The 12208-nt window shown below is 70.5% G+C and carries 14 protein-coding genes and 1 pseudogene; 8 read left to right on the top strand and 7 right to left on the bottom strand.

Annotated features, from left to right (window positions below; genetic code table 11):
* Positions 1–36 precede the first annotated feature (36 nt).
* Both V1L54_RS24585 and V1L54_RS24580 read right to left on the bottom strand, forming a co-directional pair.
* Positions 37–768, bottom strand: a complete 732-nt coding sequence (locus V1L54_RS24585; RefSeq protein WP_330120298.1) for a hypothetical protein — start codon at positions 766–768, stop codon at positions 37–39.
* 131 nt (positions 769–899) lie between these two features.
* The gene (locus V1L54_RS24580; RefSeq protein ID WP_330120297.1) at positions 900–1475 is read right to left on the bottom strand and encodes a TerD family protein; all 576 of its coding nucleotides are present in this window, start codon (positions 1473–1475) and stop codon (positions 900–902) included.
* A 169-nt stretch (positions 1476–1644) separates the two neighbouring features.
* Here V1L54_RS24580 and V1L54_RS24575 point away from each other — a divergent pair, with 169 nt between their 5' ends.
* A complete protein-coding gene (locus tag V1L54_RS24575; RefSeq protein WP_330120296.1) occupies positions 1645–2052 on the top strand; it encodes a BlaI/MecI/CopY family transcriptional regulator in 408 nt (135 codons plus the stop codon).
* 7 nt (positions 2053–2059) lie between these two features.
* Entirely contained in the window at positions 2060–3004 is a 945-nt protein-coding gene (locus V1L54_RS24570) for a M56 family metallopeptidase (RefSeq protein WP_330120295.1), read from the top strand.
* A 68-nt stretch (positions 3005–3072) separates the two neighbouring features.
* On the opposite strand, the gene V1L54_RS24565 is transcribed toward V1L54_RS24570, so the two are convergent.
* The 4 genes from V1L54_RS24565 to V1L54_RS24550 all read right to left on the bottom strand — a co-directional run bounded on the left by V1L54_RS24565 (position 3073) and on the right by V1L54_RS24550 (position 5271).
* Entirely contained in the window at positions 3073–3333 is a 261-nt protein-coding gene (locus tag V1L54_RS24565) for a GlsB/YeaQ/YmgE family stress response membrane protein (RefSeq protein ID WP_330120294.1), read from the bottom strand.
* 43 nt (positions 3334–3376) lie between these two features.
* Positions 3377–3832, bottom strand: coding sequence for a tellurite resistance TerB family protein (locus tag V1L54_RS24560; RefSeq protein ID WP_330120293.1), 456 nt, complete (start codon positions 3830–3832; stop codon positions 3377–3379).
* 99 nt (positions 3833–3931) lie between these two features.
* Entirely contained in the window at positions 3932–4951 is a 1020-nt protein-coding gene (locus tag V1L54_RS24555) for a sporulation protein (RefSeq protein ID WP_330120292.1), read from the bottom strand.
* Between the two features lie 98 nt (positions 4952–5049).
* A complete protein-coding gene (locus V1L54_RS24550; RefSeq protein ID WP_330120291.1) occupies positions 5050–5271 on the bottom strand; it encodes a hypothetical protein in 222 nt (73 codons plus the stop codon).
* Positions 5272–5766: 495 nt separating this feature from the next.
* On the opposite strand from V1L54_RS24550, the pseudogene V1L54_RS24545 reads away from it, so the two are divergent.
* The 3 genes and pseudogenes from V1L54_RS24545 to V1L54_RS24535 all read left to right on the top strand — a co-directional run.
* A pseudogene (locus tag V1L54_RS24545) lies at positions 5767–6063 on the top strand (CNNM domain-containing protein); the annotation flags it as partial.
* 279 nt (positions 6064–6342) lie between these two features.
* Positions 6343–7704 (top strand): hemolysin family protein, encoded by a 1362-nt coding sequence (locus V1L54_RS24540; protein WP_330120290.1) that lies wholly within the window; start codon positions 6343–6345, stop codon positions 7702–7704.
* Complete coding sequence (locus V1L54_RS24535) at positions 7701–8714, top strand: hemolysin family protein (protein ID WP_330120289.1); 1014 nt, start codon at positions 7701–7703, stop codon at positions 8712–8714. Before V1L54_RS24540 ends, V1L54_RS24535 begins: the two co-directional genes overlap by 4 nt.
* 95 nt (positions 8715–8809) lie before the next feature.
* On the opposite strand, the gene V1L54_RS24530 is transcribed toward V1L54_RS24535, so the two are convergent.
* Complete coding sequence (locus V1L54_RS24530) at positions 8810–9139, bottom strand: transporter associated domain-containing protein (protein ID WP_330120288.1); 330 nt, start codon at positions 9137–9139, stop codon at positions 8810–8812.
* A gap of 550 nt (positions 9140–9689) precedes the next feature.
* Here V1L54_RS24530 and V1L54_RS24525 point away from each other — a divergent pair.
* The 3 genes from V1L54_RS24525 (at position 9690) to V1L54_RS24515 (ending at position 12126) form a co-directional block, all read left to right on the top strand.
* A complete protein-coding gene (locus V1L54_RS24525) occupies positions 9690–10391 on the top strand; it encodes a site-specific integrase (RefSeq protein ID WP_330120287.1) in 702 nt (233 codons plus the stop codon).
* Between the two features lie 124 nt (positions 10392–10515).
* Positions 10516–10827 carry a helix-turn-helix transcriptional regulator gene (locus V1L54_RS24520; protein WP_330120286.1) on the top strand — a complete coding sequence of 104 codons (312 nt, stop codon included), beginning with the start codon at positions 10516–10518 and terminating at the stop codon, positions 10825–10827.
* 129 nt (positions 10828–10956) lie between these two features.
* Positions 10957–12126 carry a tyrosine-type recombinase/integrase gene (locus V1L54_RS24515; protein WP_330120285.1) on the top strand — a complete coding sequence of 390 codons (1170 nt, stop codon included), beginning with the start codon at positions 10957–10959 and terminating at the stop codon, positions 12124–12126.
* Positions 12127–12208 lie beyond the last annotated feature (82 nt).

The following is a 12208-nucleotide window of genomic DNA, read 5'->3' as shown; positions in this document are numbered from 1 at the left end:
TGCCTCTTCTCGGTTGGTGCGGGGCGGAAAGACGGGTCACGCGCTCGGCGTGGGGTGGCGTGGGCCGCTGAATCCCGGACTGCTGTATCCGGGGCCGGTGGGACCTGGGCCGGGATGCGCCGTCCGTGAATACTCCGTTGGTTCTGGAGCGAGGGTGGAGTGCGGCAGGCGGAGCTGGTCGCGGAGGAAGGGGAGGATGCCGCGTGTCAGGAGAGCCTGCCGCCAGGACTCGTGGAGTCGCCGCAGTTCGGCTTCTCGGTCCCAAGTGCTCCCTGGCGGTGAGGAGTGGTGGCGGGCAACGGTGAGCAGAAGGCAGGCGACGCCGATTGCGATCGAGATCGATGCGGCGATCACCGCTGTGTGTCCCGCGCCTATCAGCGCGTCCGCGAGGGTTCCTTGGGCGCTGCTGAGGCTTATCCCGTAACCGAGGACGAGGAAGAACGCGGCCGCGGCCGAGGAGGGGATCGGTGTGAGGACGACCACCGCTGCCAGGCAACCGTGCCCGTCGGCCGATGCTGTGCCCTCGGCGTGTCCCTTCCAGGATCCCGCCCCGGCGGCTCCGCGCCGCTCGAGGTGTGCCTGGTACTCGGTGGCGGCTGCTGCCGCGATGATGTGCCTCTTCTCCATGGCTCTGTCGCGCAGGTGTCCCAGGGTGAGTTCTCCTGGGACCTGGCGTATGGCGTGTCGGATGTCCGCCCTGCGCAGTGCTTGGTGTACGAGTTGCTCGAACTCGGGTTCTTCTGTTCGTAAGTACGTTGGTGGGATCATGGATGGTTCCTCGGCGGAGTGGTCTGGCTCTGCGGTACGGCTTCCGGGGGCGAATCCCGGCTGTGTGTCCTGCGCCGAACGTGTCCGGGGTGCCGCCCGTGCAGGGCCGGTCCACGGGTTCGGACGCGGACTCAGACGTTCACTCCGAAGTCCTGCGCGATCCCGCGCAGACCGGAGGCGTAGCCCTGGCCGACGGCCCGGAACTTCCACTCGGCGCCGTGGCGGTAGAGCTCGCCGAAGACCATGGCGGTCTCGGTGGAGGCGTCCTCGGTGAGGTCGTAGCGGGCCAGTTCGGCCCTGTTGGCCTGGTTGACCACGCGGATGTAGGCGTTGCGGACCTGGCCGAAGCTCTGCCCGCGTGCCTCGGCGTCGTGGACGGAAACGGGGAAGACGATCCTGTGGATGTCGGCGGGAAGGGTGGCGAGGTTCACCTTGACGACTTCGTCGTCGCCCTCGCCCTCACCGGTGAGGTTGTCGCCGGTGTGCTCGACCGAGCCGTCGGGGCTGGTGAGGTTGTTGTAGAAGACGAAGTGCCGGTCGGAGGCGACTTTCCCTGCCTCGTCGCACAGCAAGGCGCTGGCGTCCAGGTCGTAGTCGGCGCCGGTGGTCGTACGCACGTCCCAGCCAAGGCCGACGAGGACCGCGCTCAGGCCCGGTGCCTCCTTGCTGAGCGAGACGTTGCCGCCCTTGGACAGGGATACTCCCACACTCTCCTCCTGTGGTGCGCGTCGGTCTTAAGATCCTGGGTCTGCCAGGCCCACTGTTTATTCTACATGAATGTAGAAGACCTGGAGGGTGATCGGGCTACCACCCGCTTACGATGTACCGCCGACTTGGCGAGCACAGCGGGAAGTTCTGGAGCTGGAGGGAGAGGGCATGGCGGACCAGGACACGGGCGGGCAGTCCCGTCGGCCCCGTGCGCGTCGGCGCGGCCAGGGCGAGCTGGAGGTGCAGGTGCTGTCGGCGCTGTGCCAGGCTCCGGGGCCGGTGGACACGGCCTGGGTACGGGAGCGGCTCGGCGGCGACCTGGCGTACACCACCGTGATCACCATCCTGACCCGGCTGCTGGCCAAGGGCGCGGTCGTACGGGAGAAGGCGGGACGCTCGTTCCTGTGGTCGCCGACGGCGGACGAGGCGGGGCTGGCGGCGCTGCGCATGCGGCGGGTGCTGGACGGGGAGAGTGACCGTCAGGCGGTGCTGGCGAGTTTCGTGACCTCGCTGCCGCCGGGGGACGAGCGGCTGCTGCGGGAGCTGCTGGAGCGGGCCGAAGAGCTGGGGGAATGAGGCGGTTGTGGGGGTCTTCGTCTTCCTGCCGCTGGTGTTGCCGCTGACGGCCTGGCCGATCGCGCGCCTGGCCGAGCAGCATCTGCATCCGCGCACCGCCACGGTGCTGCTGTCGGTGGCGGCCGGTGTGCTGGCGGTGTGCAGCACGGTGTGCCTGGCACTGCTGATGGTGGTGGGCACCGCGCAACTGCCGGGCAACCCGCTGCCGGACGGCTGGTCGGACGAGGAGGTGCGCGAGGCGGTCCCCTACGACGAGGTCGCGGGCCGGGCGGCCATCCCCGCGCTGCTGGCGGTCGTGGTGGCCTGCGCGCGGACGCTGTGGGCGCACCGCCGGGTGCGGCGCCGGTCGGTACGGGCGCTGGCGGGCGCGCGCGGCCGCTCGGTGGCGGTGCTGCCCGACGGCGAGCCGTACGCGTACGCCCTGCCCGCGGGCCGGGGCGGGCAGGGCCGGGTGGTGGTGTCCACGGCGATGCTGTCGTGTCTGGAGGGCGGGGAGCGGCGGGCCCTGTTCGCGCACGAGCGGGCGCACCTGGCCGGCCGGCACCACCGGTTCCTGCTTGCCGTGCACCTGGCCGCGCGGGCGAACCCGTTCCTGCGGCCGCTGCGGACGGCGGTGTCCTACACCGCGGAGCGGTGGGCGGACGAGGAGGCGGCGGAGGCGGTCGGGAGCCGGCGGACGGTGGCCCGGGCGGTGGGCAGAGCGGCCCTGGTCTCCCGCGCCGCTGGCCGCCCGGCCGCCGCGCCGGTCCACTTCGCCGCGGCAGGACCGGTGCCGCGGCGGGTGGCGGCCCTGCTGGAGCCGGCTCCGGTGGTGCGCAGCTGGCCGCCGGTGTTCACCACGGCGGGGCTGGCGGCCTGGACGGCCGCGGCGGGGACGACTGTCTCGGCGCTGTCGTCGGCGAACTCCGCCGTCACCCTGTTCCTGGTGCTGAAGGCAGCCACCCCGCTGTAGCAGCATCGTGAGTTCTCGGGGACGACCGCCGCGTGGTCCGGATGGCCGCCTCAGGGGGGCGGACAGCCTCAGCGGCCCTTGAGGCGTTCGACGAGCGCGACGCCACCGGCGGCCAGGGTGATCTGGATGACCAGTTCGATCCAGTCGACGCCATCGGTTTCGGACACGCCCAGGCCTGCGGCGATGGCGGTGCCGACCAGGGCGGCGAGGATGCCGACTCCGATGGTCAGCAGCACCCCGGTGCGCTGGCGGCCCGGCAGTGCCAGTCTTCCCAGAATGCCGATGACAATGCCGATCGCAATCGCGCTGATGAGGCCGGAGATTTCCATGCTGTCCCTTTCCGGGGTCGTCCGCTGTGCCTGCGTGTGCCGGTTACAGGTCGAACTCGTGGGGCGGCAGGTTGAGGGCGTAGCAGGCTTCGCGGACCACGGCCCGCTCGGTGGTGTCGAAGTCACCGTCGGCGCCACCGATGACGATGCCGAGCTGGATCACCGCGCGGGCCTCGGCAGGCTTCTTCCTCGCTTTGGCGACCTCCTGCAGGACGCTCACCTTGCCCAGCTCGAAATCCGCGGTCAGCTTGTTCAGGTGGTCGTTGAAGCGGCGCTGGAGGTCCTCCGCGAGAAAGTTCTGCAAGACCTCGTTGTTGGCGATCAGATAGGCGACACGCTGACGCTCGGCCGGGTCGATCGTGCCGTCCGCTGCCGCGACGAGCGCGCACATCGCCATAGAGGCATCCCGGAAGGCGCCGCTTTTGAGATCGTTCTTCTTCGCCTCCAGTTGGGCCTGCATCGTCTGAGCGGATTCCTTGATGCGATCCCACAAGGCCATGGCAACTCCATACATCGCTCGGGTCCGGGCCGCGCAGATGCGGCCCGGACCCAGACTATCTTCTACGGTTCTGTAGAAGAAAAGGATTGGGTGGGCAACCTACGCGTCCTCGTCACCCTCGTCCTCGAAGGCGTCGCCGATCTCATCGACGACCTCGGCGGCCACCAGTCCGCCAGCGACGCCGACGGCCAGTCCGGCCGCGCCTGCGGCGATGGCCGTTCCCATGCCGGGACCGGAGTGGTGGCCGCCGTGGTGCTCGTGCCCGTGGTGACCGTGGTTGTCCTTGTGAGCGGACCCCTCACCGCAGGGACCGGGCTGCCCGTAGGGGGCCGACGCGGCGAGGTGGCCGCGGTGGGCGACCAGCTGACGGACCCAGGCGTCGACGGCGGCGCTCCAGTCGCGGTGCGCCGCGCCCTCGTGGCCGACGGCATGGCGGTTGAGGGCGTCGTGGCCGCCGGAGAAGAAGCCGCCGGGCTTGTCGGCCTCCAGCACCACCTCCATCCCGCCGGGGTTGGCCAGGAAGGTCACCTCCAGTTCCCGCATGGCGTGCGCGTACTGAGGGGCGGGGGCGAGTTCGATCTCCTGGTAGAAGGGGAGGGTCTGGCCGGTGCCGCCGATGTGCCCGTACTCCAGGTCGGCCGATTTGAAGCCGAAGCCGAGCTGCCCGAGTGCCTCCAAGATCGCCTCCTGCGCCGGCAGTGGGCCGATCGTCAGGGGGTCCAGGTCGCCCTTGTCCTTCGCGCCGGCCACTGACAGTTCGGTGCGCACCCCGAGCACGATGCCCAGCGGCTGCCCATGCAGTTCGGTGGCCGGCGTCTCCCACGGCAGCGCCACGGTGAAGGGGAGGCTGCGCCGCTCGCCTTCGGCAAGGCGGAAGCTGCCGGCGACGGTGAAGCGCTCGAAGGCGATGGCGCCCTCGGACTCGCCCTCTTCATGCTCGGCCTCGACGCGGGCGACCAGTTCCAGGGTGATGTGGTCGATGTCGAAGTCGGCGCTGCCTCCTTGGAGGTGGACCTGGCCGGTGAGGCTGCCGCCGGGCAGGAAGGGGCCGGAGTCGAGGACGGTGTCGACCGTGGGCCCGCCCACGCCGAGTGAGCCGAGCAGCCGTTTGAACACCATGGTGGCGTTCTCCTTTGCATGTGCGTGTGAGGGAGCGCGCGGCGCCGTGCCCGGCGGACGGGGGATCCGCTCATGCGGCGCCGCGCGGTCTTCTGGGATTACTTCGCCGCGTTGTCCAGCGCGGCCAGGGCCTGGGCCCAGCGGACGTACTTCAGCTTGGCCAGGTCGGCGACGGTCTTCACGCCGAACGCCTGGTCCAGCAGCTCGCCGTCGCGGTTGGAGACGCCCTTCAGGGCGGAGACGGGTGCGTCCATGATCTCCGGCAGGGCCTTGTCCGCCCATGCCTTGTCCAGCACCTTGTCCAGGTCGATCGAAGCCACGTATGCCCTCCCAGGCTGACGATGCACGGATGGGGTGGCAGGATCGGCCGCCTCGCGGTCGTGCAGCGGCCGGGGCCCTGTCCGGCTGCGGGAACCGCGTGTGCCTGTTGCTCCACTGCTTTTCGCGGACGGAGATGTCTCCATCCATCCCTCCCGCGAGACGTGTATGCCTGCCGGTAGCCGGGAATACCCATGGCCACCCCTCGTATTTTCTACACGAGTGTAGAAGTGTAGAGGGTGCGGAGTCCCGCCCGGTGCACATCCAGGCAGCCGGTCGGGAAAAGTCCGAAAACAGCCCCTCAGGGGCGACCTCATCCCTGAGGGCACGGGGCTTTGCTCCTCCTTTACGATGGCGCGGCAAGACCCTCCAGCCAGCACATCGGGGCCCGTCGGCCCCTTGAGAGACACAAGGAGTACTCACCCCGCCATGGGCGAACCTCCCAGTACCAGCGGTGCCACCCTCCCGGTATCGAGTCGGGGACGGGGGGTGCCACGGTGACCGAGATTCTGCTCCTCCTGCTTGCCCTGGCCCTCACCCTGGGCTGCGCGGTCTTCGTGGCCGCCGAGTTCTCCCTGACCACCGTCGAGCGCGGCGAACTGGAGCAGGCCGCGCGCGAGGGGAAGCGTGGCGCCGACAGCGCGCTGAAGGCGGTCCGGCGCCTGACCTTCCAGCTCTCCGGCGCCCAGCTGGGTATCACCGTCACCTCACTGGTCATCGGCATGCTCGCCGAACCGTCCCTGGCCGCGCTGCTGCGCAGCCCGTTGCGGACCGCCGGCCTGGGCGGTGCCGCAACCCGCACCTCCCGATGGGCCACACGGGGAGAAAAGCACGCCGAACTGCGGGAACTCTGCGGCCGGGGTAGCAATTCCCCCAGAACGGACACCGCAGACCATGCGGTGCAGCGGCGGTCCGGTGGAACGTGTCTGCTGTCGACCTGTGCGGCCGCCGCGGGGCACGGCCGTATCGTCTTCCGTACAGTCCGCCGAAACCGAGGAGCCGTTCTTGCAAGCCCGTCCGCAGGGTGAGGTCTGCTGTACCCGACCCGTCACCCGTCCTGGGGGCGGGGAGCGGTGACCGCCTGGCTCGGTCTGCTCGCCGTCCTCGTGCTCACTGTCGGCACCGGATACTTCGTCGCCCAGGAGTTCGCCTACGTCGCCGCCGACCGGCTCGCGCTGGAGCGGCAGGCCGCCGCCGGTGACAAGCGCGCCGCCCGGGCGGTGAAGGTGCTGGGCCGGCTGTCGTTCATGCTCTCCGGGGCGCAGCTGGGCATCACCGTCACCGGCCTGGTCGTCGGCTTCCTCGCGGAACCGGCGCTCGCCGAGTTGCTGCGCCCGGTTCTGACGGGTGCCGGAGTCCCGGAGGCCGCCGTGGGCGGGGTGGCGCTGACGATCGCGTTCGTCCTGGCCACCGTGCTGCAGATGGTCATCGGCGAACTCGCGCCCAAGAACCTGGCCCTGGCCGTCCCGGACCGGCTGGCCAAGGCCCTGGCCCCCTCCACCCTGGCCTACCTGAAGGTGACCGGTCCGCTGATCCACGTCTTCGACAGCACCGCGAACAGGCTGCTGCGCCGGGTCGGCATCGAGCCGGTGGAGGAACTCCACCACGGGGCGACGCTGGAGGAGGTCGGTCACCTCATCGAGGCCGCGCACGAGCGGGGCCACCTTCCGCGGCACACGGCCGACCTTGTCGACCACGCCCTGGAGTTCGGCGACCGCAACACCGGCACGGTCATGGTGCCCCGGGTGGAGACCACCTTCGTCGCGGCGAATGCCCCGGCGACCGAGGTCATCGAGCTGATCGCCGCCCACGGACACTCCACCTACCCCGTGCTCGGCGACCGCCCCGACGACGTCGTGGGCGTCGTCGGCGTGCGCGACCTCATGCGGCGGGATGCGGCCTCCATCGCGGCGGCGACCGCCGGGGAACTGGCCCGCCCCGCGCTGCTGCTGCCCGAGACCCAGCCGCTGCCGGACGCGGTCGACCAGATGCGCGAGCGGGACGAGGAGTTCGCCGTGGTCCTAGACGAGCACGGCGGTCTCGCCGGGATCATCACCTTCGAGGACATCGCCGAGGAACTGGTCGGCGAGATCGCCGACGAGACCGACCGCCTGGCCGAGACGGCGGTGCCCGACGGCGACGGCTGGCTGGTCGACGCCGGCCGCCGGCTGGACGAGGTCGCCCAGGCCACCGGCATCCACCTGCCCGAGGCCGAGGACTACGAGACGGTCGCCGGACTGGTCATCGACCACCTCGGGCGCTTCCCCACCGTCGGTGACCACGTCGCCCTCGTTCTGCCGACGCAGGACGGGCACGCGGCCGTCGAGGTGCTGTCCCTGGACCGGCACGTGCCCAAACGCGTACGGCTGGCCCGCACCACCGCCACCGATCCCGACACCGACACCGAACAGACCGGCCAGGGGGAGAACGTATGAGCCCGTGGACCGCCGCGCTGGTCACCGTCCTGCTGCTGATCGCCAGTGGCTTCTTCGTCGCCGCCGAGTTCGCCCTCGTCGCGGCCAAGCACCACCGCATGGAGCGTTACGCCGACCAGGGCCGCAGAGGGGCGAAGTCGGCGCTCGCCGGGATGCGGGAGCTGTCGCTGATGCTCGCCGGCGCCCAGTTGGGCATCACGGTGGCCACCCTCGGTCTGGGCAGCATCTCCAAACCGGCGATCTCCTACCGGGTCGAACCGCTGCTGGAGTCCCTGGGACTGCCGGGCGGGCTGGCGTACGGCATCGCCTTCCTCTTCGCCATGACGGTCGTGGTCTTCCTGCACATGGTCGTCGGGGAGATGGCGCCCAAGTCCTGGGCGATCGCGCACCCGGAGAGTTCCGCGATGCTGCTCGCTCCGGCGTTCCGCGGCATCACCCTGCTCGTGCGCCCGCTGCTCTGGGTGCTCAACAAGATCAGCAACGGGCTGGTGCGGCTGTGCCGGGTCACCCCGCGTGAGGAACTGACCTCGGTGCACAACCGGGAGCAGCTCACCCATCTCATCACCGAGTCGCAGCGCCTGGGCCTGATCACCGAGAGCGACTCCGGTCTGCTGACCCGCTCGCTCACCGCACCGCAGGAACCGGTCGGCGCGCTGATGGTCCCCGCCGACCGCGTCGTCGCCGTCCCCGCCGGCGCGGACGCGGACACCGTCCTGGCCACCACCTCCCGGCACGACCGCACCCGGCTGCTGGTACTGGACGGCGCGCAGGTCATCGGCTCGGTCCATGCCCGCGACGCACTGGTGGCCCGCGCCCGCGGCCGCGCCACCACGGCTCGTGCCCTGGCCCGCCCGGTGCCGGAACTGGAACCGCACAACACCGTCGCGGACGGTATCGAGCTGCTCCGGCAGCGCCGCGCGACACTTGCCGTCATCCGGGACGACCGGGGCGGTCTGGCCGGGATCGTGAGCCTGGACGACCTGATCGCCCGCCTGACCCACGCGGCGTGACCCAGCCGGGTCAGCCTTGCGGCCGGGACCCCGGCCCGGCCGCAAGGCTGACCCGGCGCCGACGCGCCGACGGGACGGCGCCGGCCTCCTCGCGGTCACCCCTCGTCGGGGCCGGCCGCCCGCCCACTGTCGTGCCGCGCCTCCCCGCCGGGCCGTCCGCCGTCGGCCGGCCGGAGACGGACCGCGGTGATGGCGTGGTGGTCGACGGCGGCCACCTCGATGCTCCCTCCGGCGACCTCGACGCGCTCCCCGGGCCGCTGCGGGATGTGCCCCAGCTCCGTCAGGACGAGCCCGGCGACGGTGGTGTACCGGTCGTCGGGCCGCTCTCCGATGCCGACGCCGACATCGGGCAGGTCGTGGGCGGGGAAGGTGCCGGGGAGCAGCAGGGCCCCGTCGGGCTCGGTGCGCACCGTCACCAGCCTCACGCGGGTCAATGCATCTAGCAACTGTTCATCATGAAGACCACCGGGGCAACGCCGACGGCTGTCAGGACGCCTTGATCCGCGCATGGACGCGGATCCAGGTCATGTCTGTGCGGCGTGGGCTGCTCAGCAAGGAGTCCATGAGCTCAGCACCGAAAGGACTCGAACCTGCGGCCAAGCGCTTAGAAGGCGCCTGCTCTGTTCTGGTGGTTCGGCCGTCTGGTCGAAACTCGCCGGACGGCCTCCGCGTGGCCGTGAGGGTCGCCGCGATTCGCCGACGGAAGACGCATCGGGGTCGGAAAGGACTGGAAGAGATCGCCGAGCGCAAGTCAACCTGGAGCGGTTCCAGGAAGTCGCAGTGCCGCTCTCTCGGCCCTTTCAGCGTTGATCCGCAGAGCTGGAAGCCTGGTCGCGTCGTGCTTGTAACACGAGAACGCCGGTTAGCCAAACCGGCGATTCTGCAGACCATTGACGCGCTGGTCGGCTGTGCGGCACCGCACAGTGGGCCGACGCTGTGTTCACCTCCCCGAGCCCTGCCCAAAGGAGTTTGTTCATGACCGCCGCGACTGGCGACGAAGCGTTCCTTCTCACGGAACGGCAGTGTTCTGCCATATTGGACGCGGTTGGCGAACGGCCGCAGGACGGCCGCGTACTGCGTGCCTTCCTGGCAACCATCGCTCTCGCGGCGCTGAGGCCGGCGGAGGCGCTGGCGCTGCGGGTCCGGGACCTGGAACTGTCTGACGGAGGGCCCAACGCTCTGCTGGTCCGCCCTCAAGGGCGAACGGGCCATCGCAGCGGAATCAGCGAAGCGGAAGCCGTTCGGAGCGTCCCCGCGTGCTCGGATCTCGTGGCGATCCTCAAGGCGGAGATCACTCGTCGTGGACTCGGGCCGGACGACGCGCTGTTCACCCTCGACGAGGGGCGGCCGCTGACCGGTGAGACCTACCGGAGGGTCTGGAAGCATGCGCGGGCAGCGGTTCTCGAAGCACACGGGATCGACTCGCCGCTCGGCAGGAACGTCTCCGCCCTGCGCGACGCGTGCATCGCGGCCTGGTTGCGCAACGGCGACCAGACGGCGGCGCACATCGCCGCGGTGGCTGAGTGCGCGGGCGTGAGCGCCCCTCGGCTCGCCGAACGCTTTTCGCACTGCCTCCGGAAGCCGACGCCGGCTGAGGTCCCCTGGGACCGCCTCGAAGCCGCTTTCCGCCTTCCCACTCCGCGGAGCGAGCCGATGACCACTGCCCGCCGCCCGTAGCGCGGTGCCGTGCTACGGCTTGTCCGCGAAGTCCCCCGCTACCTCACCACGAGCCACGGGTGGTCGGAGAACCGGTCTCCGCCACCCGGACCCGACCCCTTCTGCACCCCACAGAGAACCTTCCATGCCAGCACAACCGCTTCTTGCTCCTTCCACCGCCCGCACTCCTGCGAGTGCCACACGCACGGCGTTCCTGACCGCGAAGGACGCGGCCGAGTACCTCGGCCTCTCACCCCACACCCTCTACGTCTGGCGCCACCGGCGGCAGGGACCGCCGAGCTTCCGCATGGGGCCACGCGGCCGCGTCATGTACCGGCTGGAGGCCCTCGACGCCTGGGTCCGTGAACAGGAACAGGCCGACTCGCGGTCCAACACGGCCCTGAACCCGCTGAACGCCCGTCCCCAGGAGCGGCCCGCCCGCTTTCCCGGTGCCTGACGCTCCAGGCGCCGTACAGCGCCGTCTCCCTCCACTTTCGTCAAGGAGTTCCACCTGGTCGGCTACATAGAAGACCGATGGCTGAAGAAGCGGCCCAACCCGAAGACCGGCAAGCGCGAGCGCACGGCCATGCACGGCAAGTGCACCCGCCACCGCGTCAAGGGCATCCCCGGCGTCAAGGACCGCTCCTTCGACACCCTTCAGGACGCCAAGACCTGGCTCGCCCAGGCCCAGACCGACGCGCGCCGAGGCGAGTTCGTCGATCCCCGCGACGGAGCCATCTCCCTCAGGGACTACACCGAGACGCACTGGTGGCCCACCCGGAGCGGAGACCCCTCCACCATCGAGCGCACCGAGCAGCAGGTGCGTCGGCACATCCTCCCGCACCTCGGCTCCCAGCCGCTGAACGGGATAGGTGCGGAAGGGCTGCGCAACTGGAAGAAGCGCCTTGAGAAGGATCTCGGCCCGGCCTCGATCCGCCTTGTCTGGGCAACGCTCTCCAGCATTCTCCAGACCGCTGTCGAGGATCGGCGCCTCGCACGCAATCCGTGCCGTTCCAGCACGGTCGGTCCGCCGACCGCTGGACAGGGAAGAGTCGAGGCATGGTCGCCCGAGCGTGTGCTGGCCGTCCGCGCGGCGATGCCGGAGCGCTACCGGGTCCTCGTCGAGCTCGGGGCGGGCCTGGGGCTGCGACAGGGGGAGGCGCTCGGGCTGAGCGTGGAGGATGTCGACTTCGACAAGGAGGTCGTCCATGTCCGGCGCCAGGTGAAGATGGTGCGGGCCAAGCTGTGCTTCGCGCTTCCCAAGGGCCGCAAGGTCAGGGACGTGCCGTTGCCGTCCAGCGTGGCCCGGGCCGTCCAGCGGCACACGGAGCGCTTCGCGCCCGTGCCGGTCACGCTGCCCTGGGACGATCCCCGTCCTCCCGAGACGCCCGTGGAAGCCAAGCACCGGCGGCCGAGGACGTACAGCCTCCTGGTGACGGGACGCGAGCGGAAGGCGATCAACCGGAACTACTTCAACTCCCACGTCTGGAAGCCGGTCCTGACCAAGGCGGGCGTGATCGCTCCGCTGGAGGAGTCCACGGGCGGGTCCCGGGTGTGGGAACCGTCCCGGGAGCACGGCTTCCATGCCCTGCGCCACTTCTACGCCTCCGAGGAACTGGAGGCCGGTGAATCGGTCGTGTCGCTGGCGCGGTGGCTGGGCCACTCCGATCCCGGGTTCACGCTGCGGAAGTACTCCCACTTCCTGCCCCGTGCGGGAGCACGGGGCAGCGCCGCCATCGACGCGATCTTCGCTTAGCGCCGGGCTCGGGAACGGGCCGCGGGAGCCCGGCCCGGGCGCAAAGTCCCAGAGAAGTCCCACGGACGCCGCCGCCCCCTGC

It is taken from the genome of Streptomyces rubellus (genome assembly GCF_036323805.1).
Taxonomy (GTDB): domain Bacteria; phylum Actinomycetota; class Actinomycetes; order Streptomycetales; family Streptomycetaceae; genus Streptomyces.
Note: the sequence above shows the minus strand (reverse complement) of the source record. Positions and strands in the feature narration are given on the sequence as shown.

Coding starts and splice junctions, on each gene's coding strand:
- V1L54_RS24520 (WP_330120286.1), top strand. CDS start 10,516: ATGCCAGCACAACCGCTTCTTGCTCCTTCCACCGCCCGCACTCCTGCG.
- V1L54_RS24515 (WP_330120285.1), top strand. CDS start 10,957: ATGCACGGCAAGTGCACCCGCCACCGCGTCAAGGGCATCCCCGGCGTC.
- V1L54_RS24535 (WP_330120289.1), top strand. CDS start 7,701: ATGAGCCCGTGGACCGCCGCGCTGGTCACCGTCCTGCTGCTGATCGCC.
- V1L54_RS24555 (WP_330120292.1), bottom strand. CDS start 4,951: ATGGTGTTCAAACGGCTGCTCGGCTCACTCGGCGTGGGCGGGCCCACG.
- V1L54_RS24525 (WP_330120287.1), top strand. CDS start 9,690: ATGACCGCCGCGACTGGCGACGAAGCGTTCCTTCTCACGGAACGGCAG.
- V1L54_RS24565 (WP_330120294.1), bottom strand. CDS start 3,333: ATGGAAATCTCCGGCCTCATCAGCGCGATTGCGATCGGCATTGTCATC.
- V1L54_RS24575 (WP_330120296.1), top strand. CDS start 1,645: ATGGCGGACCAGGACACGGGCGGGCAGTCCCGTCGGCCCCGTGCGCGT.
- V1L54_RS24585 (WP_330120298.1), bottom strand. CDS start 768: ATGATCCCACCAACGTACTTACGAACAGAAGAACCCGAGTTCGAGCAA.
- V1L54_RS24560 (WP_330120293.1), bottom strand. CDS start 3,832: ATGGCCTTGTGGGATCGCATCAAGGAATCCGCTCAGACGATGCAGGCC.